Annotated in this window: 17 protein-coding genes; 15 read left to right on the top strand and 2 right to left on the bottom strand. The window is 71.4% G+C overall.

Going from position 1 to position 25,356, the window contains the following annotated elements:
- The first annotated feature begins 20 nt into the window (after nt 1–20).
- From uvrB to MTQ01_RS10670, 5 genes are all read left to right on the top strand, one after another.
- On the top strand, nt 21–2,165 hold the full coding sequence (gene uvrB, locus MTQ01_RS10650) for an excinuclease ABC subunit UvrB (protein WP_247488934.1): 2,145 nt from the start codon (nt 21–23) through the stop codon (nt 2,163–2,165).
- Nucleotides 2,166–2,324: 159 nt separating this feature from the next.
- The gene (locus tag MTQ01_RS10655) at nt 2,325–2,903 is read left to right on the top strand and encodes a TerD family protein (protein ID WP_247488936.1); all 579 of its coding nucleotides are present in this window, start codon (nt 2,325–2,327) and stop codon (nt 2,901–2,903) included.
- 382 nt (nt 2,904–3,285) lie between these two features.
- On the top strand, nt 3,286–5,223 hold the full coding sequence (locus tag MTQ01_RS10660) for a TerD family protein (protein WP_247488938.1): 1,938 nt from the start codon (nt 3,286–3,288) through the stop codon (nt 5,221–5,223).
- A 257-nt stretch (nt 5,224–5,480) separates the two neighbouring features.
- Nucleotides 5,481–6,509: a TerC family protein gene (locus tag MTQ01_RS10665; protein WP_247488939.1), complete on the top strand. Its 1,029-nt coding sequence runs from the start codon at nt 5,481–5,483 to the stop codon at nt 6,507–6,509.
- A gap of 612 nt (nt 6,510–7,121) precedes the next feature.
- Complete coding sequence (locus MTQ01_RS10670) at nt 7,122–8,069, top strand: hypothetical protein (RefSeq protein ID WP_374207685.1); 948 nt, start codon at nt 7,122–7,124, stop codon at nt 8,067–8,069.
- A 193-nt stretch (nt 8,070–8,262) separates the two neighbouring features.
- Here the strand turns inward: MTQ01_RS10670 and MTQ01_RS10675 are convergent, their stop codons facing one another.
- Nucleotides 8,263–8,697, bottom strand: a complete 435-nt coding sequence (locus tag MTQ01_RS10675) for a Rieske (2Fe-2S) protein (RefSeq protein WP_247488941.1) — start codon at nt 8,695–8,697, stop codon at nt 8,263–8,265.
- Nucleotides 8,698–8,938: 241 nt separating this feature from the next.
- Entirely contained in the window at nt 8,939–11,968 is a 3,030-nt protein-coding gene (uvrA, locus tag MTQ01_RS10680; RefSeq protein WP_247488943.1) for an excinuclease ABC subunit UvrA, read from the bottom strand.
- A 306-nt stretch (nt 11,969–12,274) separates the two neighbouring features.
- On the opposite strand from uvrA, the gene MTQ01_RS10685 reads away from it, so the two are divergent.
- From MTQ01_RS10685 to tpiA, 10 genes are all read left to right on the top strand, one after another.
- Complete coding sequence (locus MTQ01_RS10685; RefSeq protein WP_247488946.1) at nt 12,275–12,970, top strand: maleylpyruvate isomerase family mycothiol-dependent enzyme; 696 nt, start codon at nt 12,275–12,277, stop codon at nt 12,968–12,970.
- 40 nt (nt 12,971–13,010) lie between these two features.
- Nucleotides 13,011–13,667: an MBL fold metallo-hydrolase gene (locus tag MTQ01_RS10690; RefSeq protein WP_247488948.1), complete on the top strand. Its 657-nt coding sequence runs from the start codon at nt 13,011–13,013 to the stop codon at nt 13,665–13,667.
- The gene (locus MTQ01_RS10695) at nt 13,651–16,485 is read left to right on the top strand and encodes a DEAD/DEAH box helicase family protein (RefSeq protein WP_247488951.1); all 2,835 of its coding nucleotides are present in this window, start codon (nt 13,651–13,653) and stop codon (nt 16,483–16,485) included. Before MTQ01_RS10690 ends, MTQ01_RS10695 begins: the two co-directional genes overlap by 17 nt.
- Nucleotides 16,486–16,575: 90 nt before the next feature.
- Complete coding sequence (uvrC, locus tag MTQ01_RS10700) at nt 16,576–18,687, top strand: excinuclease ABC subunit UvrC (RefSeq protein WP_247488954.1); 2,112 nt, start codon at nt 16,576–16,578, stop codon at nt 18,685–18,687.
- 349 nt (nt 18,688–19,036) lie between these two features.
- The gene (gene rapZ / locus MTQ01_RS10705) at nt 19,037–20,074 is read left to right on the top strand and encodes an RNase adapter RapZ (protein ID WP_247488956.1); all 1,038 of its coding nucleotides are present in this window, start codon (nt 19,037–19,039) and stop codon (nt 20,072–20,074) included.
- Nucleotides 20,075–20,079: 5 nt separating this feature from the next.
- Complete coding sequence (gene yvcK, locus MTQ01_RS10710) at nt 20,080–21,096, top strand: uridine diphosphate-N-acetylglucosamine-binding protein YvcK (protein WP_247489218.1); 1,017 nt, start codon at nt 20,080–20,082, stop codon at nt 21,094–21,096.
- Nucleotides 21,087–22,064, top strand: coding sequence for a DNA-binding protein WhiA (gene whiA, locus MTQ01_RS10715; protein ID WP_247488958.1), 978 nt, complete (start codon nt 21,087–21,089; stop codon nt 22,062–22,064). The genes yvcK and whiA overlap by 10 nt, the downstream gene beginning before the upstream one ends.
- Before the next feature lie 170 nt (nt 22,065–22,234).
- Nucleotides 22,235–23,239: a type I glyceraldehyde-3-phosphate dehydrogenase gene (gap, locus tag MTQ01_RS10720; protein ID WP_247488960.1), complete on the top strand. Its 1,005-nt coding sequence runs from the start codon at nt 22,235–22,237 to the stop codon at nt 23,237–23,239.
- A gap of 111 nt (nt 23,240–23,350) precedes the next feature.
- Nucleotides 23,351–24,562 carry a phosphoglycerate kinase gene (gene pgk, locus MTQ01_RS10725; protein WP_247488962.1) on the top strand — a complete coding sequence of 404 codons (1,212 nt, stop codon included), beginning with the start codon at nt 23,351–23,353 and terminating at the stop codon, nt 24,560–24,562.
- 5 nt (nt 24,563–24,567) lie between these two features.
- Nucleotides 24,568–25,344, top strand: coding sequence for a triose-phosphate isomerase (gene tpiA, locus MTQ01_RS10730; RefSeq protein WP_247488964.1), 777 nt, complete (start codon nt 24,568–24,570; stop codon nt 25,342–25,344).
- The last annotated feature ends 12 nt before the right edge of the window (nt 25,345–25,356 follow it).

Raw genomic sequence — 25,356 nt, forward strand, 5'->3', positions numbered from 1 at the left:
TGCGCCGTACGGTGGAGAACATGCGGCCCGTTTCCGAGATCACACGCAAGGTGGCGCCTTTCGAGGTCGTCAGCCCCTTTCGACCCAGTGGCGACCAGCCCACCGCTATCGCCGAGTTGGCGCAGCGGGTGGAGGCCGGTGAGAGGGACGTGGTGCTGCTCGGCGCCACCGGCACCGGAAAGTCGGCGACGACCGCGTGGATGATCGAGAAACTTCAGCGTCCGACGCTGGTGATGGCGCCGAACAAGACCTTGGCGGCCCAGCTGGCCAATGAGTTCCGGGAGCTCCTGCCGAACAACGCGGTGGAGTATTTCGTCTCGTATTACGACTACTACCAGCCCGAGGCATACGTCCCTCAGTCCGACACGTACATCGAGAAGGACTCCTCGATCAACGAGGAGGTCGAGCGGCTGCGGCACAGCGCGACGAACTCGCTGCTGACCCGCCGGGACGTCGTCGTGGTCGCCTCGGTGTCCTGCATCTACGGCCTTGGCACCCCGCAGGAGTACGTCGACCGGATGGTCTCGCTGGAGGTCGGCCAGGAGATCGACCGGGACCAGTTGCTGCGCCGCCTGGTGGAGATCCAGTACGCGAGGAACGACGCCTCCTTCACCCGCGGCACCTTCCGGGTGCGCGGCGACACCATCGAGGTCATCCCGGTCTACGAGGAGCTGGCCGTCCGGATCGAGATGTTCGGCGACGAGATCGAGAGCCTGTCCACCCTGCACCCGCTCACCGGCGAGGTGCTGGACGAGGACCAGGCGGTCCACATCTTCCCGGCCACCCACTACGTCGCCGGCGAGGAGCGCATGCACCGGGCCGTCGCCGGCATCGAGGCGGAGCTGCAGGAGACCCTGGCGCGCATGGAGAAGCAGGGCAAGCTCCTGGAAGCGCAGCGGCTGCGCATGCGCACCACCTACGACCTGGAGATGATGCAGCAGATCGGCACCTGCTCCGGCATCGAGAACTACTCCCTGCACATCGACGGCCGCGAGCCGGGCTCCCCGCCGCACACCCTCCTGGACTACTTCCCCGAGGACTTCCTCCTGGTCATCGACGAGTCGCATGTGACGGTGCCGCAGATCGGCGCGATGTTCGAGGGCGACGCCTCCCGCAAGCGCACCCTGGTCGAGCACGGGTTCCGACTCCCGTCCGCGATGGACAACAGACCGCTGAAGTGGGAGGAGTTCCAGAAGCGCATCGGTCAGACGGTCTATCTGTCGGCGACCCCGGGCAACTACGAGCTCTCCCGCGCCGACGGCCACGTGGAGCAGATCATCAGGCCGACCGGGCTGGTCGACCCCGAGGTCGTCGTGAAGTCGACGGAGGGCCAGATCGACGATCTGGTGCACGAGATCCGGACCCGTACGGAGCGGGACGAGCGCATCCTGGTCACCACCCTCACCAAGAAGATGGCGGAGGATCTCACCGGCTACTTCCTGGAGCTCGGCATCCGGGTGCAGTACCTGCACAGCGACGTCGACACCCTTCGGCGGGTGGAGCTGCTGCGGGAGCTGCGGGCCGGCGAGTTCGACGTGCTGGTCGGCATCAACCTGCTGCGCGAGGGCCTCGACCTCCCCGAGGTATCGCTGGTCGCGATCCTGGACGCGGACAAGGAGGGGTTCCTGCGTTCGGGCACCTCGCTGATCCAGACCATCGGCCGTGCCGCCCGGAACGTCTCCGGCCAGGTGCACATGTACGCGGACAAGGTCACGCCCGCCATGGAGCGGGCCATCGACGAGACGAACCGCCGCCGTGCCAAGCAGATCGCCTACAACGAGGCGAACGGCGTCGACCCGCAGCCGCTGCGGAAGAAGATCGGCGACATCGTCGACCGCATCGCGCGCGAGGAGGTCGACACCGAGCAGCTCCTGGGCAGCGGCTACCGCAAGCCGAAGGAGGGGCGCACTCCCAAGGCGCCGGTGCCCGACCTCGGGGGCGCGGGGCGCAAGAAGGCGGTATCGGGCTCGGGGGCCGGGAAGTCGCAGGGCAGGATCAGCGGTTCCGAGCCCGCGGCCGAGCTCGCCGCGCTCATCGAGGAGATGACCGAGCGCATGCGTGCCGCCGCCGCAGACCTCCAGTTCGAGGTCGCGGCCCGGCTGCGGGACGAAGTGAGCGAGTTGAAGAAGGAGTTGCGGCAGATGCGGGAGGCGGGAATCTCCTAGTCGGGCCGGTGTGCGTCGAGTTGCGGCGCACACCTCCCGCTGTGTTGCAGGAGCGCCACAAAACCGGGGACCCGGTGGGGCGGCTACGTCGAAGTGCGTAGGGTTTTGTCACGGCCGTCGGAGAGGACGGCCGTGTGGGAAGTCGAGAGGGGTACTCACGTGACGGTCAACTTGTCCAAGGGGCAGGCGATCAGTCTTCAGAAGTCCGACGGTGGCACGCTCACCGCCGTTCGTATGGGCCTCGGTTGGCAGGCGGCGCCGCGGCGCGGTCTGTTCGGCAAGCGCACCAAGGAGATCGACCTGGACGCCTCGGCGGTGCTCGTCGCCGACAAGCAGCCGGTCGACGTGGTGTTCTTCCGTCACCTGACGAGCGACGACGGTTCGGTGACCCACACCGGGGACAACCTGGTCGGCGGCGCCGGTCAGGGCGGCGACGACGAGGCAATCCTCGTCGACCTCCAGCGGGTGCCGGTCCACGTCGACCAGATCGTCTTCACCGTGAACTCCTTCACCGGGCAGACCTTCACCGAGGTGGAGAACGCCTTCTGCCGGCTGGTGGACGAGACCAACGGCCAGGAGCTGGCGCGCTACACCCTCGCCGGCGGCGGTCCCTACACCGCGCAGATCATGGCCAAGGTCCAGCGCGAGGGCAGCGGTTGGTCGATGAAGGCACTCGGTGAGCCGGCCAACGGCCGTACCTTCCAGGACCTGATGCCGGCGATCCTGCCGCACCTCTGAGCCTCGGCGCGCCGCGTTCGGCGCACTGCCTCGGCGCACTGCCTCGGCGCACTGCGACGAGCGCACCGCATCTTGTGTGGCCCGGTGGAACAGCTCCGGGCCACACAGCTGTTCCACCTCCGGGCCGCGCGGGAGCCCGCGCGGCCCGGGCCCGGCTTCGCAACCGTCCGCCGGGCGGCTCCGTCCGGCAGCTCGTCGAGCCGAGCCGATCCGAGCCGCCGCGCAGCGCCTGGCAGATCTCCTCGCCGAGAGTCGGCGGGCCCGGCGCCCGGCGCCCGCGAGCCGCACCACGACCCGAGCACCACCGCTCGAGCACCACCGAGACCACGAGCACCACGACCCGAGCACCACCGAGCGACTGAGACGACGAGAGGGCGCCACGATGACGGCCGAGCTGGTCAGGGGCCAGAACCACGTGCTGCCGGACGCCCGGCTGGAGATCCGCGTCTCCGCCGGGGAGCCGGTGCTCGCCGGTGCCGTCCTCGTCGACAGCACCGGCAGCACCCGCGGCACCGACTGGATCGCGCACCCCGGGGCCCCTCAGCTGCCGGGTCTCGAAGTGCCGCGGCAGGCCGCCGTCAACCACCGCCTCGCCGTCGATCTCGAAGCGCTGCCGGAGGACGCCGTACAGGTCAGGGTGTTGCTCGCACTGCCCCAAGGGGTCGGCGGGCCGCTCTCGTTCGCCTCGCTGGCCGCGCCGTTCCTCGCGGTGACGAGCCTGGAGGGCGCGGAGCTGGCCAGCTACACCATCATCGGGCTCGGCAGCGAGTCCGCGGTGATCGCCGTCGAGCTCTACCGGCGCGGCGAGAGCTGGAAGGTGCGCGCGGTCGGCCAGGGGTACGCCGAGGGGCTGGCTGCGTTGCTGCACGACCAGGGGCTGCCGGAGAGCGCGGAGTTGGCGAGCGGGATCCACGCTGCCATCGCCGGCGCGATGGCCCGTTCCGTTCCTGCTCCGCCGCCGCGGCAGACCGCGCCGGTCGGGGGCGAGCCTGCGAGCAACGGCGCCCTGGGCCCGGACGGGACGGGCCACCCGCAGCCCGGCACCGCCGGTTCGCAGTCCGGCGCGCCGGGCCCAGGTCCCGCAGCGTCCACGCCGCACGGCGGCGTCAACTACCAGCACCCCGGCCGCCGGGCGACAGCCCCACCGCCTCCGCCGCCCACCGCCCCCGCACCCGAACCCGGTCGTCCCGCCCAGCCGGTGGCCGGCGACGCCGCCGGCTGGTCGATGAACGAGCGCCTGTACAACCAGGTGTGGGGCATGTTCGAGGACTTGGCGAGGACCACCGCCGCCCACCGCAGCGCGGTCGACTTCGCCGACTCTCGCATGGAGCAGGAGTTGGACAAGGTCCTCAGCGATCCCGCCACCCGTTCGGGGCCCGCCGCGGAGGCCGCGCGGGAGGCGGCCCGTGCCAAGCACACCGATCTGCTCAACCGCGCCCGCGAAGTGCTGGACCGCGACCTCGCCCAGTTGGTCGAGGAGTCGCGGGTCGTCGAGCCCGCGCTGCCACCGGAGTTCGCCCGCTGGGACAATCCGGTGTGGCACGCCTACCAGGTCCCCATGGAGATCCCGATGGCGCTGCGGCTCGGTGATCTCAGTCTGCCCGAGCGCACCGATCTGAGGGTGCCGATGCTGACCAGGCTGCCGCTGGAGCGCGGCCTGTGGATCGACTCCGGCCACACCGGCCGAGCGAGCGCGGAGCTGGACTCCGACGAACTGCGCCGCCGTGCGGGCGAGTTGGCCACCGCTCTGGCGGGCCGACTGCTCGCCGTCTACCCGGCGGGGGAGTTCTCGGTCCAGGTGATCGACGCCGCCGGCAGCAACGCCGCCACGCTCGCCCCGCTGACGACCAGCGGGGTGCTGAAGCAGCCGCCCGCCTCCGGCGCCGGAGGGGTCGGGGAGACGCTGGCCGGGCTGACCAAGCGGGTCGACCTCGTACAGATGGCGGTCCGCAGCCGCGCCCTCGACTCGTTGCCGCCCGACCTCGACACCGCCGAACAGCTGCTGATCGTCCACGACTTCCCGCACGGTTTCGACGACCGTGCGATCACCCAGCTGCGCTATCTCGCGGACGAGGGGCCGGCGGTGGGTGTCCATCTGCTGCTGGTCGCCGACCGCGAGGAGGCCAGCGCGTACGGACCGCTGCTCGACCCGCTCTGGCGGGCGCTGCTGCGGGTGACACCGGTCCCCGACGATCATCTGATCGATCCGTGGGTCGGCCACCAGTGGACGTACGAGCCCCCTTTGGTCCCGGCGAACAGCCAGATCCTGCCGCAGGTGCTCAACAGCGTCGCGGAGGCCAGGAGGCGATACGGCCGCTGACGAACTTCCGATCCCGTCGGCGCCCCTGTCCCCACCGCGACCCGGCGCCGCCGACGGGATCGAAGTGTGGCGCAGAGCACTGCCGGGCCGGTGCTTTCCTCGCCTATGCTTGGCCGCAGCGGAGGGGAGTATTCCCCTCGAGCGGCGTCCTCGTCAGTACGGGTCGGCCACCCGGCCCCGGGGAGTCGGCCCGGTAGCCAGTTGGTGCAGCCGGGTGGAAGAGACCTCCGGCTGATGATGCCGGAGGAGTGTTTTCTGTGGACGTGTCCATGGCCGTGTGGGCGCTGACGATCTTTGGTCTGTGCGCCCTTATCGCCGTCGATTTCTTCATCGGCGGCCGCAAACCCCACGAGGTGTCCCTCAAGGAAGCCGGCACCTGGACGGTGGTCTGGATCCTGCTCGCAGTCGCCTTCGGCGTCGGGCTCTTCGTGTTCGGCAACGCCCAGGCCTCGGGCGAGTTCTTCGCCGGTTATGTGACCGAGAAGTCGCTGAGTGTCGACAACCTCTTCGTCTTCGTCCTGATCATGACGAAGTTCGCGGTCCCCTCGATCTACCAGCAGCGTGTGCTGATGGTCGGTGTCCTGATCGCCCTCGTGCTGCGTGCGGTCTTCATCGCCATGGGCGCCGCGATCGTCTCGACCTTCTCCTGGGTCTTCTTCATCTTCGGTGCCTTCCTCATCTGGACCGCATGGAAGCTGATCAAGGAGGCGCGGGCCGGCGAGGAGGACGAGGAGTACGAGGAGAACCGCTTCCTGAAGCTGGTGGAGCGCCGCTTCCCCTCCACCGACGACTACCGGGGCACCAAGCTCGTCGTCGTGGAGAACGGCAAGCGACTGATCACGCCGATGCTGATCGTCATGCTGGCCATCGGCAGCACCGACGTGCTCTTCGCCCTCGACTCGATTCCGGCGATCTTCGGCCTGACCCAGGACCCGTACATCGTCTTCACCGCCAACGCCTTCGCCCTGATGGGTCTGCGCCAGCTCTACTTCCTCATCGGCGGCCTGCTGAAGAAGCTCGTCCACCTCGCCTACGGGCTCTCGATCATCCTCGGCTTCATCGGCGTCAAGCTCGTGCTGCACGCGCTGCACGAGACCGGCGTGCACGTGCCGGTCATCAGCATTCCGGTCTCCCTCGCCGTGATCGGCGGCGTCCTGGTGGTCACCACCGCGACGAGCCTGTGGGCCAGCAAGAAGCAGGCCGAGGCCGAGGCCGCGAAGAAGAGCAGTGGGGACGACGGGGACAACGGTGGGCAGGACCGCCAGCACGAGAGCCTCCCCTCGTGATCCCGCACTTCATGTCGGCTCGGCGCTGACGGTCCTGGTCTGTGGGACGTCGGCGGTCTGCCGTACGTCGTTGGGCGGCTCGTGGTGGCCCGCCCGCTCCTTCGGGAGCCGGGCGGGCCACCACGCCCGTTTCGGGGCCGGTTGCCCGGTTGCCCGGTTGGGGCGGTTGGGGCGGGGCGTGCGGGCCGTTCGGTCCGGGCCCGCGGTGGTTGTCCGTGACGGCAGGACTCCGGCGTCGGGTCTGTCCCGGCCGCGGGCGCCGGACGCCGAGTGCGGCGCCCGCGGCCGGAGTCGAGGCGCCGGTGAGGGCGCCCGGCCCGTCGCGGCGCGAAGCCGTACGGACCTGTGCGGACGGGCGGACCTCCGCGGTGCCTGCTGCCACGGGGTCGCGCACGTGCGCCCGGCGAACGGCCGGCTGTGGGACGGGCGTTCGGGGCCGGGGCTGCGCTCTGGGGTGGGAGCGCGTCCGCCTCGCGGTACAGAATCCGCAGTTGTTGAGCACCGGTCAACCGGCTTGAATGCCTCTCGGAACGTCGAAGTGAACAGTCGGCCGGCGAAGTGAACGGCGTCCCCGCCCGTCCAGCGGCGGAGCAGCGATCCAGGGCGGAGAAGGTGAACATTCACAGCGGACCGGAACGGCCCCCGAGTACGCTTCCCCCGGAGTTGGTCGCGGCGCTGCGCACCGGACCGTTCCACGAAGCGCTGCGCACCGCCATCGCCGTCCGTGGGCTGGCGCTGAGCCGACTGCGGCATCGGCTCGGCCAACGCGGCGTACGGATCGGGGTCACGACGCTCAGCTACTGGCAGCAGGGTCTTCGGCGTCCCGCCCGCGCCGAGTCGTTGCGCGCACTGCCGGCTCTCGAGGAGGTGCTGGAGGTGCCGCCGGGCTCCCTGGTGGCGCTGTTGCAGGCCGACCGGAACGACGGGACGCCGGCGGCCCGCCCGTACCGCGCACTGATGGAGAGGCCGGAACCGCTCAACGAAATGCTGGCGGACCTCGGTTCGTCCGCGGAGGCCGGTGTGCACACGGTCTGCCAGATCGACCGGATCACCGTCGGCGCCCGGCGCGAACTGCTCGGCCGACAGTCGCAGCATCTGCTGCGGGCGCACCGCGACGGCGTCGACCGCTATCTGGCGATCTACGTGGGCGATCCGGGCTGCGAGGTGGATCGCGTACGCGTCCGGGAGACCGAGAACTGTCGGGCCGGATACGTGCGCAGCGACGTCGGCACCGGCATCGTGGTGGCGGAGCTGCTGTTCGACGTCCGGTTGCGGGCGGGAGAGACCCGTCTGATCAGCTACCGCTTCGAGGACGGCACCGCCGGCGAGAGCCGCGAGTACATCCGCGGGTTCAGCTACTCCGGCGGCCAGTACGTCCTCCAGGTCGGCTTCGACCCGGCCGAACTGCCCGCACGCTGCCACCGTTTCGCCCGCAGAACCGTCGGCGGCCCGGACATCGGGCGAACCGAACTGCTGCTCAGCGGCCGCTACCCGACGGTCCACCTGGCCGAACAGCAGGTGGAGAGCGGCCAGTTGGGCATCGACTGGGAGTGGCCCTGATCCGGCTGCGCCGCAGCCCGGGCCGCGCCGCGAAGCTCACCGGCCCGGGCCGCTCCGGTTCACCACCGGGCGCCGCGCAGCACTGCTTCCCTGCGGCTGCCGTCTCCGCCTCTGGCCGGAAGCCCGATGGAGTCCGGACTCGGAACGGCCCCTTGCGGCACGGGCCGAGGGCGGTGGGCGCGTGGGCGCGCGGTCAGTCCGCCGGGCCCACCACGAGGCTGCCGTCCTTCAACCGCACCGGGTACTCGGGCAGATCGGTCGTCGCGGGCGACCGGAGCACCTTCCCGGTGCCCGCGTCGAACCTGCTGCCGTGGCAGGCGCAGTCGGCCTCCAGCTTCTCCACCGAGCTCAGCACACAGCCGCCGTGCGTGCACACGGCGCTGAAGGCGCGGTACTTGCCCTGCTCGGGCTGGGAGATCAGCAGGCGGTCGTCGCGATAGAGCCGGGCCCCGCCCACCGGGACGCTGTCCGCCGAGCCGAGGCCGACGGCCTCCGACTCCGCGGCGGGGCTCTTGGGCCACTCTTCGCCGGCACCCGAGCAGGCGGTCAGGCCGAGCCCGGCGGCGCCGGCGGCGGCCGCGCCGCAGAGCAGGGAACGGCGGGAGGGGGAGCGTTCGTCGTCGTGCACGCATGCAAGCGTACGGGGCACCCGCCGACGCCCCACCGCCGCCTTCCGCCCGTACACGGGCTCCGACAACGGTGAGCTCCTCCCGCCCCAACGGGCCGTGACCCGCCGGGCCGCGCGCGGCCCCAGACGGTGCGCCGAGGCCCACCAGCAGAGGCCCACGAGCCGCGACACCGAGCCCGGCCCCGCGACACCGAGCCCGCTCCGAAGCCACGAGCGCCGGCTCCGCGAGCGAGCCGAGCGCCTACGAGGTCGATCTCCTGGAAGAGGCGCTCTTCGCAGTAGTGCTCTTCGCAGCGGTGCTCTTCGCGGCCCCGCTCTTCGCCGCAACTGCCTTGCTCCCGCCGCTCTTCGCCGCCGTGCTCCGGCTCCCGCCGCTCTTCGCACGGGCGGAGCCCCGCCCGCGCGAGGCCGAGGGCGAGGCGTCGCTCACCCGCTCGCCCAGCAGCTCCCGCAGGAACTTGCCGGTGTGGCTCGCCGGCACCGAGGCGACCTCCTCCGGGGTGCCCTCGGCGATCACCAGACCGCCGCCGGAGCCGCCCTCGGGGCCCATGTCGACGACCCAGTCGGCGGTCTTGATGACGTCGAGGTTGTGCTCGATCACGATGACCGAGTTCCCCTTGCTCACCAGGCCGTCGAGGACGCCCAGCAGCTTGCGGATGTCCTCGAAGTGCAGCCCGGTGGTGGGCTCGTCCAGGACGTACACGGTGTTCCCGCTGGAGCGACGCTGCAGCTCGGAGGCGAGCTTGACGCGCTGCGCCTCGCCTCCGGAGAGCGTGGGGGCCGACTGGCCGAGGCGCACGTATCCCAGACCCACCTCGTGCAGTGTCCGCAGATGGCGCGCGATGGCGGGCACCGCCTCGAAGAAGTCCAGCGCCTGCTCGATCGGCATGTCCAGGACTTCGGCGATGTTCTTGCCCTTGTAGTGGACTTCCAGCGTCTCGCGGTTGTACCGGGCGCCGTGGCAGACCTCGCAGGGCACGTAGACGTCCGGCAGGAAGTTCATCTCGATCTTGATGGTGCCGTCGCCCGAGCAGTTCTCGCAGCGCCCGCCCTTGACGTTGAAGGAGAAGCGGCCGGGCAGATAACCGCGGACCTTGGCCTCCATCGTCTCGGCGAACAACCGCCGGACGTGGTCGAAGACGCCGGTGTACGTCGCCGGGTTGGAGCGCGGGGTGCGACCGATGGGCGACTGGTCGACGTGCACGACCTTGTCGACGGCGTCGTCCCCGGTGACCCTGGTGTGCCGCCCCGGCACCGACTTGGCGCCGTTCAGCTCGCGCGCCAGATGCGTGTACAGGATGTCGTTGACCAGCGTCGACTTGCCGGAGCCGGACACGCCCGTGACGGCGGTGAGCACCCCGAGCGGGAACTCCACGGTGATGTTGCGCAGGTTGTTCTCGCGGGCGCCGTGCACCGTGAGGAGCCGGCCGCGGTCGATCTCCCGCCGCTCGGCGGGCATCGGGATCGACTTGCGGCCCGCGAGGTACTGACCGGTCATGGACTGCTCGTTGGACAGCAGCTCCTTGAACGAGCCGCTGTGGACGACCCGTCCGCCGTGCTCGCCCGCTCCGGGCCCGATGTCCACGACCCAGTCGGAGGCCTTGATGGTGTCCTCGTCGTGCTCGACGACGATCAGCGTGTTCCCCAGGTCGCGCAGCCGCACCAGGGTCTCGATCAGTCGGTGGTTGTCGCGCTGGTGCAGGCCGATGGAGGGCTCGTCGAGCACGTAGAGCACGCCGACCAGGCCGGAACCGATCTGGGTGGCCAGCCGGATGCGCTGCGCCTCGCCGCCGGAGAGGGTGCCGGCCGCGCGGTGCAGCGAGAGGTAGTCGAGCCCGACGTCGACCAGGAAGCGCAGGCGCTCGTTGACCTCCTTGAGCACACGCTCGGCGATCTTCTTCTGCCGTGCGTCGAGGACCATCTCCCGCAGGAAGTCGGCGCATTCGCTGATCGACATCGACGACACGTCGGCGATCGACTTCCCCTGGACCGTCACCGCGAGCACGATCGGCTTGAGCCGGGTCCCCTCGCAGGTCGGGCAGGGCACCTCGCGCATGTAGCCCTCGAAGCGCTCCCGGCTCGAATCGCTCTCCGCCTCGGAGTGGCGGCGGCGCACGAAGGGCACCGCCCCCTCGAAGGCGGTGGTGTACGCGCGCTCGCGGCCGTAGCGGTTGCGGTAGCTCACCTGGATCTGGGTGCGGTGGCCGTGCAGCAGCGCCTTGCGGGCGCGCTGCGGCAGGCCGCCCCAGGGGATGTCGGTGCGGAAGCCGAGCGCGTCGGCGAGCGCGCCGATCAGCCGGCCGAAGTACTCCTTGCTGTGGCCGTGCGACCAGGGATGGATCGCGCCCTCGTCGAGCGACTTCTCCTCGTCGGGGACGATCAGCTCGGGGTCGACCTCCATCCGGGTGCCGATGCCGGTGCAGTCCGGGCAGGCGCCGAAGGGGGAGTTGAAGGAGAACGAGCGCGGCTCCAACTCCTCGAAGGAGAGGTCGTCGTAGGGGCAGTACAGGTGCTCGGAGTACATCCGCTCGCGCTGCGGGTCGTCCGCCTCGAGGTCGACGAAGTCGAGGATGACCATGCCGCCGGAGAGGCCGAGCGCGGTCTCCACCGAGTCGGTCAGACGGCGCTTGGCGCTGTCCTTGACGGTCAGGCGGTCGACCACCACCTCGATGGTGTGCTTCTCCTGCTTCTTCAGCTTCGGCGGGTCCGAGAGCTGGACCGTCGCCCCGTCGACCCGGGCGCGGCTGTAGCCCTTGGACTGCAGATCGGCGAAGAGGTCGACGAACTCCCCCTTGCGCTCGCGCACCAGCGGCGACAGCACCTGGAAGCGGCTGCCCTCCTCCAGCCCGAGCACCTTGTCGACGATCGCCTGCGGCGACTGCCGGGAGATCGGCCTGCCGCACTCGGGGCAGTGCGGACTGCCGATGCGGGCGAAGAGCAGCCGCAGGTAGTCGTACACCTCCGTGATGGTGCCGACCGTGGAGCGCGGGTTGCGCGAGGTGGACTTCTGGTCGATCGAGACGGCGGGGGAGAGGCCCTCGATGAAGTCGACGTCGGGCTTGTCCATCTGCCCGAGGAACTGCCGCGCGTACGAGGACAGGGACTCGACGTAGCGCCGCTGGCCCTCGGCGAAGATCGTGTCGAAGGCGAGCGAGGACTTCCCCGATCCCGAGAGCCCGGTGAAGACGATGAGGGAGTCACGCGGGAGATCGATCGAGACATTCCGAAGATTGTGCTCGCGAGCGCCACGGACGATCAGACGGTCGGCCACGCCGGAAGGCACCTTTCGTGTGGAGGAGGGGCTGCCGTCCCGGTTGGTCCGTACGGCTCCGCCCCTGCCAAGGGTATGGGTGCGCCGCTCCGGATGCGTCATCCCGGCCGGACCTGCCCGGCGCGCGGATCCCGGTGGCGGCCCTGGCCCGGCGGCCGGCCGTGCGTCGGCGCGGGCGGGACGGGGTGGACGTGCTTCCGGAGGGGTGCTGGGCACGAGCGTATAGCACGTACATTCGATTTAGCCTCCGAAGGCCACACTTCACCCGAACGTGTGGCGCTGACAACACGGGGATAGCGTTGGATCATGACAACGCCTGCGTACGACACAGAGGTCCTCCAGGCCGCCACCGAGCGGCTGCTGGACGCGGTCCGCGAGGGCAGCCCCGCAGTGGCGGAACCCTCGCTGCTGCCGGGCTGGACCAGGGGGCACGTGCTCACCCACCTCGCCCGCAACGCCGACGCCCTGGTCAACGTCCTGCAGGGGCGCCCGATGTACGAGAACGCCCAGGCGCGGGAGGCCGACATCGAGGCCGGCGCCGCCCGGCCCCTGGCCGAGCAGTACGAGGACGTGCGCACCACCGCGGCCGGGCTGGCGGAGGTCATGGCCGGCCTGACCGACGCGCAGTGGCGGGAGACCGTCGCACTGCGCAACGGCGTCACCGACACCGCGGACAGCATCCCCTTCCGCCGACTCGTCGAGGTGGAGCTGCACCACGTCGACCTCGGCGTCGACTACACGCTCGACGAGCTCCCCGGCGCCTTCACCGACCGCGCCGTGGGCTATCTGGCCAAGCGCTTCAGCGGTCGCAGCGACGTACCCGCGCTGGAGCTGCGCGCCGAGGACGGCAGGAGCTGGACCACCGGCGCCCTGCCCGCCCCCGACGGCGACCGGCAGGTCGTGGTGGGCGGGCCCGGGGCCCTCGTCGGCTGGCTCGCCGGCCGCAGCACCGGCAGCGGCCTGACGGCGAGTGCGCCGCTGCCGACGCTCCCCGCCCTCTGACACACTGAGCCACCCTCCAGGCACGGAAAGGACTGCTCTCATGCCCTATCTCGGAAAGGTGGAAGTCGGCGGACCTGCCGAAGTCCATGAGCTCTCCGACCTGATGATCTCCAAGGTCGCCGTCGGCCCCATGAACAACAACGCCTACCTGCTGCGCTGTCGGCGCACCGGAGAGCAGTTGCTGATCGACGCCGCGAACGAGGCGCAGACGCTGCTCACCCTGATCGGCGACGACGGGGTGCGCTCGGTCGTCACCACCCACCAGCACGGCGACCACTGGCAGGCGCTCGCCGAGGTCGTCGACGCCACCGGCGCCCGCACCCTCGCCGGCCGGGAGGACGTGGACGGCATCCCCGTCGCGACCGACACCCCGGTCGACGACGGCGACCGCATCTCCGTCGGCGAGTGCACGCTGACCGCCCGCCACCTGGTCGGCCACACCCCCGGCTCCATCGCGCTCGTCTACGACGACCCGCAGGGCCACCCGCACGTCTTCACCGGCGACTGCCTCTTCCCCGGAGGCATCGGCAACACCCACGACGACCCGGCGAAGTTCGTCTCCCTCCTGGACGACGTGGAGAACAAGCTCTTCGCCGAACTGCCGGACGAGACCTGGGTCTACCCGGGCCACGGCGACGACACCACCCTGGGCGCCGAGCGCCCGCACCTCGCCGAGTGGCGTGAGCGCGGCTGGTGACGCGGCGGTAGAGACGTTCGCCCGGACACGTCCGCCCGTCGCGCTCCGCCGCCACCAGCAGGAGGCGCTCGATCGGCTGACGGAGGTGTTCGCCGGGGGGCAGCGCCGCGCTTGGCTGGTGCTGCCCCCCGGTCTCGGCAAGACCCTCACCGGCCTCGAAGCGGCCCGCAGACTCGGCCGCAGAACCGTCGTGCTCGGGCCCAACACCGCGATACAGGGCCAGTGGGTGGCCGAGTGGGACCGGTTCCGGCCGCAACCGGAGCCCGCGGGCACCGACAGGGACCTCGCGGCGCCGCTCACGGTGCTCACCTACCAGGCGCTCGCGAGCTTCGACCCCGAGGCGGAGATCGACGAGGAGGGCGCCACCGCGGGCTCCCACCTGCACCGTCTGCGTCCCCAGGGCAGGGCACTGGTCGCCGCGCTGCGCGGCGCGGGCGAGGTCACCCTGCTGCTCGACGAGTGCCACCATCTGCTCGACACCTGGGGCGAGTTGCTGGCCGAGCTGCTGCGCGAGCTGCCCCGGGCGCACGTCGTGGGGCTGACCGCCACGCCGCCGGAGCGGATGACCGCCGCGCAGGCCGCCCTGGTCGGCGAGCTCTTCGGCCCCGCCGTACGGGGCCCCTCGATCCCCGCCGCGGTGCGCGAGGGCCAGTTGGCGCCGTACGCCGAGCTGGCCTGGCTCACCACCCCCACCGGCCAGGAGTCGGACTGGCTGAGCGAGGAGGCCGAGCGCTTCACCCGGCTCACCACGCGGCTGCTGGAGCCCTCGTTCGCGCCGGTGCCGTTCCTGCACTGGCTCGACGAGCGGATCGTACGGCGTTCGCGCACCCACGCCGGTCCGAGTGAGCAGGAGGGGCCCGCCGTCCCCTGGCACCGCTTCGCCGCCGACCACCCCGAACTGGCCGACGCCGCCCTGCGGTTCCACCACCACGGTCTGCTCGCGCTGCCCGAGGGCGCGCGGCTGCTCGAGGCGCACCGCCATCCGCCCGGCGCCGCCGACTGGGTGCGGCTGCTCGACGACTGGGTGCGCGGCTGTCTGCGCCGCGGCGGCACCGCGGAGGATCTGCGGGCGGAGGAGGAGATCCGGTCGGCCCTGCCCTCGATCGGCTACCAGCTGACCAAACAGGGCGTACGGGCCGGCCGCTCGCCCCTCGACCGGGTGGTGGCCCGCAGCGCCGCCAAAACCGCCGCCGTGCGGGAGATCCTCGCCGCCGAACTCGCCTCGCTCGGCAGCCGGTTGCGCGCGGTCGTCGTCTGCGACCACGAACGGGCCCGGGCCACCCTGCCCAGCGGTCTCGCCGGGGTGCTGGACGCGCAGGCCGGCTCGGCGCGACTGGTGCTGACCGAGCTCATCGCCGATCCGCGCACCGCCGCGCTGTGCCCGCTGCTGGTCACCGGTTCGACGGTGGCCGCCGATCCGACCACGGCCGATCGCTTCGTCGACTTCTGCAAAAGCGCCCGTCCCTCGCTGCGACTGGAGACCGGGACCGAGGAGGAGCTGCCGGGAGCCGTGGTGATCGGCGGGGCCTGGACCAGCCGCCGCTGGGTCGCGCTGGCCACCCGCTTCTTCGAACAGGGCGGCAGCCGCGCGCTGATCGGCACCCGCGGGCTGCTCGGCGAGGGCTGGAACGCCGAGGGCGTCAACACCCTCGTCGACCTCACCGAGGCCACCACCCCCACCGCCGTCGTCCAGACCCGCGGGCGTGCCCTGCGGCTCGACCCGGCCTGGCCCACCAAGACCGCCGCCACCTGGTCCGTGGTCTGCGTCGCTCCCGGCCATCCGAGGGGCACCACCGACTGGGACCGCTTCGTGCGCAAGCACGAGGGCTACCTGGGCGTCACCGACAGCGGTGCGGTGATGTCCGGCGTCGCCCATGTGCACCCCGACCTGTCGCCGTACGCGCCCCCGCCGCACCACGAGTTCGACGCGCGCAACGCCGCCATGCTCCGCCGCTCCGAACAGCGCGACCGGGTACGGGAGTTGTGGCGGATCGGCACCCCGTACGAGGACCGCCTCGGGCACGCCGTACGCATCACCCCCGGCCCCGGCTCGCGCTCCGTGCCGGCGCCCGCGCCGCCGCCGACCGGCACGCTGCGCGCCCGCCCGCCCGTCGCGGTACCGGCCGCCCGGGGCACCGTGCCCGCGGAGGGCGAGGTCGCCCCCGGCCCGGCGCTGGTCTCGGGAGCGGGCGGTGCGGTGCTGGCGGCCGGCGCCGCGCTGCTGGCCGGTCTCGCCCCGCCGCTGCTGCCGCTGCTCGCGGCGCCCGCCGGCTGGGCGGCACACCGCGCGGCGCACGCCCACCGACGTGCCCGCGCCCGTGCGCAGCTGCTGCGTGCCGCCGCGCGGGAACCGGTCGTCAGCGCGCTGGCCTGGGCCCTGGCCGACGGGCTCCGGGACGCCGGGCTGCTGCCGGTGGGCGCCGAGGCGGTCACCGCACAACCGGACGAGAACGGCACGTACCAGGTGCAGTTGGAGGGCGTCGGACTGGAGGAGTCCGAGCTCTTCGCCACCGCCTTCGACGAAGTGATCGCGCCGCTCACCTCGCCGCGCTACCTGCTGCCGCGCTATGTGGTGGACCGCCACGATCTGGCCGCCGGCCGGCAGCTGCCGCCGCACGCCGTCGTCCACCACGCCGTACCCACCGTGCTCGGCCGCCGAAGGCGGTCCGTGGACGCGCTGGCCGGGGCCTGGCGGAGCCGGGTGAGCGCGGGCGACCCGATCTACACCCAGAGCCCCGAGGGAGCCGGGCTGCTGGCGGCGCAGCGAGGCCGTTCACCACTGGACGTGACCACCGCGCTGCGGGTCAACTGGAGCTGACCGCAGCCCGTTTCGCCCGTTGTCCGCGCGGTCGGCGGCCGGTGGACAGCACCGCCCCGGGTGTCGGTGGCGGGTCGTAGGCTGTCCGACATGGCAGATCCCTCCAGCTACCGCCCCGAGCAGGGGCAGATCCCCACCTCGCCGGGGGTCTACCGGTTCCGCGACGCGCACGACCGGGTGATCTACGTCGGCAAGGCCAAGAGCCTTCGTCCGCGGCTGTCGTCGTACTTCCAGGATCTGTCCGGTCTGCACCCCCGCACCCGCACCATGGTCACCACCGCCGCCTCCGTCGACTGGACGGTAGTGTCGACCGAGGTGGAGGCGCTCCAGCTGGAGTACAGCTGGATCAAGGAGTTCGACCCCCGGTTCAACGTCAAGTACCGGGACGACAAGAGCTATCCCTTCCTCGCCGTCACGATGAACGAGGAGTTTCCGCGCGTCCAGGTGATGCGCGGCTCCAAGCGCAAGGGCGTGCGCTACTTCGGCCCGTACGGCCACGCCTGGGCGATCCGCGAGACCGTCGACCTGCTGCTGCGGGTCTTCCCGGTGCGCACCTGCTCCGCGGGGGTCTTCAAACGCTCGGCCCAGATCGGCAGACCCTGCCTGCTCGGCTACATCGGCAAGTGCGCAGCCCCCTGCGTGGGCCGCGTCAGCCCGCAGGAGCACCGCCAACTCGCCGAGGACTTCTGCGACTTCATGGCCGGCCGCACCGGTGCGTACCTGCGGCGGCTGGAGGAGCAGATGCAGGAGGCGGCCGAGGAGCTGGAGTACGAGCGCGCCGGCCGGCTGCGGGACGACATGGGTGCGCTGCGGCGCGCCATGGAGAAGAACGCGGTGGTCCTCACCGACGCCACCGATGCCGACCTCATCGCCCTCGCCGAGGACGAGTTGGAGGCCGCGGTGCAGATCTTCCACGTCCGGGGCGGCCGGGTGCGCGGCCGGCGGGGCTGGGTCACCGACAAGGTCGAAGCCGTGTCCACCGCCGATCTGGTCGAGCACGCCCTTCAGCAGCTGTACGGCGAGGAGCGCGGCGATGCCATTCCCAAGGAGGTGCTGGTGCCCGCCCTGCCGGAGCCGGCCCGGCCCGTGGGGGAGTGGCTCGGCGGGCTGCGCGGTTCCCAGGTCGACCTGCGGGTGCCGCAGCGCGGCGACAAGCGCTCCCTGATGGAGACCGTCCACCGCAACGCCCAGCAGGCCCTGGCCCTGCACAAGACCAAGCGCGCCTCCGACCTCACGACCAGGTCCCAGGCGTTGGAGGAGATCGCCGAGGCGCTCGATCTGGACTCGGCCCCGTTGCGCATCGAGTGCTTCGACGTCTCCCACCTCCAGGGGGACGACGTGGTGGCGTCGATGGTGGTGTTCGAGGACGGGCTGCCCAGGAAGAGCGAGTACCGGCGCTTCCAGATCAAGTCCTTCGAGGGCCAGGACGACGTGCGCGCCATGAACGAGGTCGTCGGGCGCCGCTTCCGCCGCTATCTGCGGGAGAAGCAGCGCAGCGGGGAGTGGGTGGAGCCCGCCGACACCGGCGAGGAGTCGGCCGACCCCGCGCCCGGCAGCGGGGCCGCGGCAGCGACGGCCGCGGGGCGGGCGGGCGCGGGCTCCGAGGCCCTGTCGCCGGAGACCGCGGTGCCGGTCGCCGAGAGTCCGGGCCCCGACGATCCGGTCGCCGGGGGGCCGCGCGAGGACGACGGGCGGCCCAAGCGGTTCGCCTATCCGCCGCAGCTGCTGGTGGTCGACGGCGGCAGGCCGCAGGTCGCCGCCGCCCAGGCGGCGCTCACCGAGCTGGGGATCGACGATGTCGCGGTGTGCGGCCTGGCCAAGCGGCTGGAGGAGGTGTGGCTGCCGGGGGAGACCGACCCGGTGGTGCTCCCGCGCACCAGCGAGGGCCTGTACCTGCTCCAGCGCATCAGGGACGAGGCGCACCGTTTCGCCATCCGCTACCAGCGCAGCAAGCGCGCCGGCGCCCTGAGAGCGGGCCCGCTGGACGCGGTGGCGGGGCTCGGCCAGACCCGCAAACAGGCCCTGATCAAGCACTTCGGCTCCGTCAAGCGGCTGCGCGCGGCGACGATCGAGGAGATCTGCGAGGTTCCCGGCATCGGCCGCAAGACGGCGGAGACCGTGGCGGTCGCACTGGCGGGCGAGCGCGCGACCACCCCCGCGGTGAACACGGCGACCGGCGAAATCATCGACGATGATGAGTGAGACGACGATGACGAGAAGCACACCATGACGAGAAGCGAAGGGGCGGGCGGAAGCCGATGAGGCGGCGACCGTACGGCCCGGGTGCGGCCGAGCCGGTCCGCCGGCGGCCTCCGGGGCCGACCGCTCCACCGCCCGGGTCCGGGCGGCACACTCGTCGGGGCAGCCGGCCCGGATGCGGTGCCGGCGGCACCGACGTCCGCGCCACCGGGGTCACCCGCCGCCACACCGGGCCACCGGCTGGCAGCGCCGCTGTCGTCACTGCCGGCGACGGCGCAGGCTCGACGGACTCCATCCACCACACCGTTCACACCACCCACACCACGCGCACAGCAACGCTCCGGGGGACGAGATGACGAACAACGACAAGCACTCGACACAACCGTCCGAATCCGGCCCGCAGTCGCAGGCCGACTCCACCCGCCCCGAGGGGCCGACACGCCCGACCGCCACGGGCCCCGCAGCCACGGGTCCGGCCACAGGTCCGGGCGTTCCGGACACCGCTGCCGCCGGGCCCGACGGCAGCGCCACCATCCCCGAGCTCGTGATCATCTCCGGCATGTCCGGCGCCGGCCGCAGCACCGCCGCCAAGTGTCTGGAGGACCTCGGCTGGTTCGTCGTCGACAACCTGCCGCCCGCGCTCATCCCCACCATGGTCGACCTCGGCGCGCGCTCCCAGGGCAACGTCGCCCGGATCGCGGTGGTCGTCGACGTCCGGGGGCGCGGCTTCTTCGACAGCCTCCGCGAATCCCTGAACGGCCTGGCGGCCCAGAAGGTCACCAGACGGATCGTTTTCCTGGAGGCCTCCGACGAGGCCCTGGTGCGCCGCTTCGAGTCGGTGCGCCGCCCGCACCCGCTCCAGGGCGACGGCCGGATCGTCGACGGCATCGAGGCCGAGCGGGATCTGCTGCGCGAGCTGCGCGGCGACGCCGACCTGGTCATCGACACCTCCAGCCTCAACGTCCACGAGCTCAGAGCCAAGATGGACGCCCGGTTCGCAGGCGAGGAGGAGCCGGAGCTGCGGGCCACCGTCATGTCGTTCGGCTACAAGTACGGCCTGCCCGTCGACGCCGACCACGTGGTCGACTGCCGCTTCCTGCCCAACCCGCACTGGGTTCCCGAGCTGCGCCCCTACACCGGCACCAGCGAGGAGGTCTCCTCGTACGTCTTCAACCAGCCCGGCGCCAAGGAGTTCCTGGACCGGTACGCGGAGCTGCTGCATCTGATCGCCACCGGCTACCGACGCGAGGGCAAGCGCTATGTGACGATCGCGGTCGGCTGCACCGGCGGCAAGCACCGCAGCGTCGCCATGTCCGAGCGGCTGGGCCGGCGGCTGGCGGCAGAAGGAGTGGAGACCGTCGTCGTGCACCGTGACATGGGACGTGAATGAGTACTGTGACCGGTCGTTCGCTGCGGCTGCGACGCCGCAAGCTCCTGCCGGGGCTCAAGGGCCAGCCCAAGGTGGTCGCCCTCGGCGGCGGGATGGGGCTGTCCGCCTCGCTCACCGCGCTGCGCAGGATCACCGGTGACCTGACCGCCGTCGTCACCGTCGCCGACGACGGCGGCTCCAGCGGGCGCATCCGCGACGAGCTGGACGTACTGCCCCCCGGGGACCTGCGCAAGGCGCTGGCCGCGCTCTGCGGCGACGACGAGTGGGGCCAGACCTGGTCCCGGGTGGTCCAGCACCGCTTCAGCGGGGAGGGCGACCTCCAGGGCCACGCCGTCGGAAACCTGCTGATCGTCGCGCTCTGGGAGCAGCTGGGCGACCACGTCGCGGCGCTGGACCTGGTCGGCAAGCTGCTCGGCGCGCACGGCAGGGTGCTGCCGATGTCCGCCGTGCCGCTGGAGCTCCAGGCCGAGGTGCGCGGCCACGACCCGGCCCGCCCCGAGGAGTTGGCCGTCGTGCGCGGTCAGGCGACCGTGGCGCTCACCCCCGGCGAGGTGCAGGAGGTGCGGCTGGTTCCCGACGACCCGCCCGCGGTGCCCGAGGCGGTCGCGGCGGTGCTCGACGCCGACTGGGTCGTGGTCGGCCCGGGCTCCTGGTTCTCCTCGGTCATTCCGCATCTGCTGGTGCCCGAGCTGCTGCAGGCGCTGGTCGAGACGAAGGCCCGAAGAGTGCTCTCGCTGAACCTCGCTCCGCAGCCCGGCGAAACTGAGGGCTTCTCTCCGCAGCGTCATTTGGAGGTTTTGGCCCGACACGCCCCTAAACTCGCCTTCGACGTGGTTCTGGCGGATCAGGACACAGTGCCCGATCAGGAAAGCCTTCGGCAGGCCGCCGAGTTGCTCGGCGGCACCGTGGAGCTTGCTGCGGTGGCCGCTCCCGACGGAGCTCCCCGGCACGACCCTGAGCTGCTGGCAGCCGCGTACGACCGTATTTTTCGGATGCACGGAAGGATCGGCCCATGGCGATGACGGCAGCGGTGAAGGATGAAATCTCCCGGCTCCCCGTCACCAGGACCTGCTGCCGCAAATCGGAGGTCTCGTCGATCCTGCGTTTCGCGGGGGGCCTGCACCTGGTGAGCGGCCGCATCGTGATCGAGGCGGAGCTGGACACCGGTATCGCGGCGCGCAGGTTGCGCAAGGACATTCTGGAGATCTTCGGCCACGCCTCCGACCTCGTGGTGATGGCTCCCGGCGGGCTGCGCAGGGGCAGCCGGTACGTGGTGCGGGTGGTGGCCGGCGGTGACCAACTCGCCCGTCAGACCGGGCTGGTGGACGGTCGGGGCCGTCCCATCCGCGGGCTCCCGCCGCAGGTCGTCTCGGGGGCGACCTGTGACGCCGAAGCCGCGTGGCGCGGCGCTTTCCTGGCCCACGGCTCGCTCACCGAGCCGGGCCGCTCGTCCTCCCTGGAGGTCACCTGCCCCGGGCCGGAGGCGGCCCTCGCGCTGGTCGGCGCCGCCCGCCGGCTCCAGATCGGCGCCAAGGCGCGCGAGGTGCGGGGCGTGGACCGCGTCGTGGTGCGCGACGGCGACGCCATCGGCGCGCTGCTGACCAGGCTCGGCGCCCACGAGTCGGTGCTCTCCTGGGAGGAGCGCCGGATGCGCCGGGAGGTGCGCGCCACCGCCAACCGCCTGGCCAACTTCGACGACGCCAACCTGCGCCGCTCGGCGCGCGCGGCCGTCGCCGCCGGTGCCAGGGTCCAGCGCGCGCTGGAGATCCTCGCCGACGACGTGCCCGAGCACCTCGCCGCCGCCGGCCGGCTGCGCATGGAGCACAAGCAGGCCTCGCTGGAGGAGCTCGGCGCGCTGGCGGACCCGCCGCTGACCAAGGACGCGGTCGCGGGCCGTATCCGCCGGCTGCTGGCGATGGCCGACAAGCGCGCCGGAGACCTCGGCATTCCCGGCACGGAGTCCAGTCTCACCGAGGAGATGGTCGGCTGACGTCGACGCCTTCCACCTGTCCGGCCCGGGCCCGCGCCCGGGCCGGAATCGTGGGGGCGGCCGATGTCACCCGCCCGGGACCGGCGCGGTAGGGTCGGAAGTGGTCGGGGACATCCCATACAACCCTTCGTCGGTGTCCGCACCGGCGTACCCAACGAGGAGATCGGTTCGTGACGATCCGCGTAGGCATCAACGGCTTTGGCCGCATCGGTCGCAACTACTTCCGCGCCCTCCTGGAGCAGGGAGCGGATGTCGAGATCGTCGGTGTCAACGACCTGACCGACAACGCGACCCTGGTTCACCTGCTCAAGTACGACAGCATCCTGGGCCGTCTCAAGCAGGACGTCAGCCACACCGACGACACGATCACCGTCGGCAACCAGACCTTCAGGACGATGGCCGAGCGCGACCCGGCCAACCTCCCCTGGGGCGAGCTGGGCGCCGACATCGTCATCGAGTCCACCGGTATCTTCACCAAGCGCGAGGACGCCGCCAAGCACCTCGCCGCCGGTGCGAAGAAGGTCCTCATCTCGGCTCCGGCCAAGGACGAGGACATCACCATCGTGATGGGCGTCAACCAGGACAAGTACGACGCGGCCAACCACCACGTCGTCTCCAACGCCTCCTGCACCACCAACTGTGTGGCGCCCATGGCCAAGGTGCTCGACGAGAGCTTCGGCATCGTCAAGGGCATGATGACCACGGTCCACGCCTACACCAACGACCAGCGCATCCTGGACTTCCCGCACAAGGACCTGCGCCGCGCCCGCGCCGCCGCGGAGAACATCATTCCGACCTCGACGGGTGCCGCCAAGGCCACCGCTCTGGTCCTCCCGCAGCTCAAGGGCAAGCTGGACGGCATCGCCATGCGCGTGCCGGTCCCCACCGGTTCGGTCACCGACCTGGTGCTGGAGCTGGACCGCGAGGTCTCGCGCGACGAGATCAACGCCGCCTTCCAGAAGGCGGCCGAGGGCCAGCTCAAGGGAATCCTGGAGTACACCGAGGACGCCATCGTCTCCTCGGACATCGTCAACTGGCCGGCCTCCTGCACCTTCGACTCCGGGCTCACCATGGTCCAGGGCAAGCAGGTCAAGGTCGTCGGCTGGTACGACAACGAGTGGGGCTACTCGAACCGTCTCGTCGACCTCACGGTCTTCGTCGGCGGTCAGCTCTGATCGCGGTTCGCCCTTCAGGCACCGAGACGTGACAGCACCGGGCCCGCGCGGCGCACACGCGCTGTGCGGGCCCGGTGTCGTGTCCGGCCCTCACTCAAGGAGTCAGAAACCATGAAGACGATCGACGAGCTCGTCGAGGACGGCGTCGCCGGCCGGCGCGTCTTCGTCCGTGCGGACCTCAACGTCCCGCTGGACGGGGAGACCATCACCGACGACGGCCGCATCCGTGCCGCCGTTCCGACGATCACCAGGCTGGCCGAGGCCGGCGCCAGGGTCGTCGTCGCCTCGCACCTCGGCCGCCCCGCGGGCGCGCCGGACCCCCGGTTCTCGCTCGCGCCGGTGGCGCAGCGGCTGGGTCAACTGCTCGGCCGCGAGGTCGCGTTCGCCACCGACACGGTGGGGGACAGCGCGAAGGCCACCGTCGCCTCACTGGGCGACGGCGGGGTTACGCTGCTGGAGAACCTCCGCTTCCAGGCCGGCGAGACCTCCAAGGACGACGCCGAACGCGGCGCGTTCGCCGACCGGTTGGCCGAGCTGGCCGACCTCTACGTCGGTGACGGCTTCGGTGCCGTGCACCGCAGGCACGCCTCGGTCTACGACCTCCCGGCGCGGCTTCCGCACGCCGCCGGCGGTCTGATCGCCACCGAGGTGAACGTCCTGAAGAAGCTGACCGACGACGTCAGCCGGCCGTACGCGGTGGTGCTGGGCGGCGCGAAGGTCTCCGACAAGCTGCTGGTCATCGACCATCTGCTGGAGCGCGCCGACCGCATCCTGATCGGCGGCGGCATGGCGTACACCTTCCTCAAGGCCCAGGGCCACGAGGTCGGTTCGTCGCTGCTCCAGGAGGACCAGGTGCCGGCCGTCCAGGAGTACCTGGCGCGGGCGAAGGACAAGGGCGTGGAGTTCGTGCTGCCCGTCGACGTGGTCGGCGCGAGCGAGTTCCCCGACCTCAAGACCAAGGCACCGGCCCACCCGGCGACGGTGGACGCCGACGCCATCCCGGCCGACCTGATGGGCCTGGACATCGGTCCCAGGACCCAGGAGCTCTACGCCTCGAAGCTCGCCGACGCCGAGACCGTCTTCTGGAACGGTCCGATGGGCGTCTTCGAGCACCCCGACTACGCCGAGGGCACCCGTGCCGTCGCCCAGGGGCTGTTGGACAGCTCGGCCTTCACGGTCGTCGGCGGCGGCGACAGCGCCGCCGCGGTCCGGCTGCTGGGCTTCGACGAGAACGCATTCGGCCACATCTCGACCGGCGGCGGCGCGAGCCTCGAGTACCTCGAGGGCAAGACGCTCCCCGGCCTCGCCGCACTGGAGGACTGAACACCGTGAGTTCCCGTACGCCCATCATGGCGGGCAACTGGAAGATGAACCTCAACCACCTCGAGGCCATCGCCCACGTCCAGAAGCTCGCCTTCGCCCTCGCCGACACGGACTACGAGGGCACCGACGTCGTCGTGCTGCCCCCCTTCACCGACCTGCGCTCCGTGCAGACGCTGGTGGACGGCGACAAGTTGAAGATCACCTACGGTTCGCAGGACATCTCGGCCCAGGACTCCGGTGCCTACACCGGAGAGGTCTCGGGGCCGATGCTGGCCAAGCTGAACTGCACCTTCGCCGTGATCGGCCACTCCGAGCGCCGCCAGTACCACGGCGAGGACGAGGCGGTCTGCAACGCGAAGGTCAAGGCCGCCCACCGCCACGGGATCACCCCGATCCTGTGCGTCGGCGAAGGCCTCGAGGTGCGCAAGGCGGGCAACCAGGTCGCGCACACCCTCGCCCAGGTCGACGGGGCGCTGGAGGGCGTCGCGGCCGAGGACGCCGAGACGATCGTGATCGCCTACGAGCCGGTGTGGGCGATCGGCACCGGCGAGGTCGCGACCCCCGAGGACGCCCAGGAGGTCTGCGGTGCGATCCGCGGACGCCTGGCCGAGCTCTACAGCCAGGAGCTGGCCGACAAGGTCCGTATCCAGTACGGCGGTTCGGTCAAGGGCGGCAACGTCGCGGCGATCATGGCGCAGCCGGACGTGGACGGCGCGCTGGTCGGCGGTGCCGCGCTGGATGTGGACGAGTTCGTCAAGATCGTCCGTTTTCGCGACCAGTAGAGGTCGCGGGAC

Source organism: Streptomyces sp. XM4193 (genome assembly GCF_023072595.1).
GTDB lineage: Bacteria > Actinomycetota > Actinomycetes > Streptomycetales > Streptomycetaceae > Streptomyces.

Coding starts and splice junctions, on each gene's coding strand:
- MTQ01_RS10690 (WP_247488948.1), top strand. CDS start 13,011: ATGCCCTATCTCGGAAAGGTGGAAGTCGGCGGACCTGCCGAAGTCCAT.
- MTQ01_RS10660 (WP_247488938.1), top strand. CDS start 3,286: ATGACGGCCGAGCTGGTCAGGGGCCAGAACCACGTGCTGCCGGACGCC.
- uvrC (WP_247488954.1), top strand. CDS start 16,576: ATGGCAGATCCCTCCAGCTACCGCCCCGAGCAGGGGCAGATCCCCACC.
- uvrB (WP_247488934.1), top strand. CDS start 21: ATGCGGCCCGTTTCCGAGATCACACGCAAGGTGGCGCCTTTCGAGGTC.
- pgk (WP_247488962.1), top strand. CDS start 23,351: ATGAAGACGATCGACGAGCTCGTCGAGGACGGCGTCGCCGGCCGGCGC.
- whiA (WP_247488958.1), top strand. CDS start 21,087: ATGGCGATGACGGCAGCGGTGAAGGATGAAATCTCCCGGCTCCCCGTC.
- MTQ01_RS10685 (WP_247488946.1), top strand. CDS start 12,275: ATGACAACGCCTGCGTACGACACAGAGGTCCTCCAGGCCGCCACCGAG.
- rapZ (WP_247488956.1), top strand. CDS start 19,037: ATGACGAACAACGACAAGCACTCGACACAACCGTCCGAATCCGGCCCG.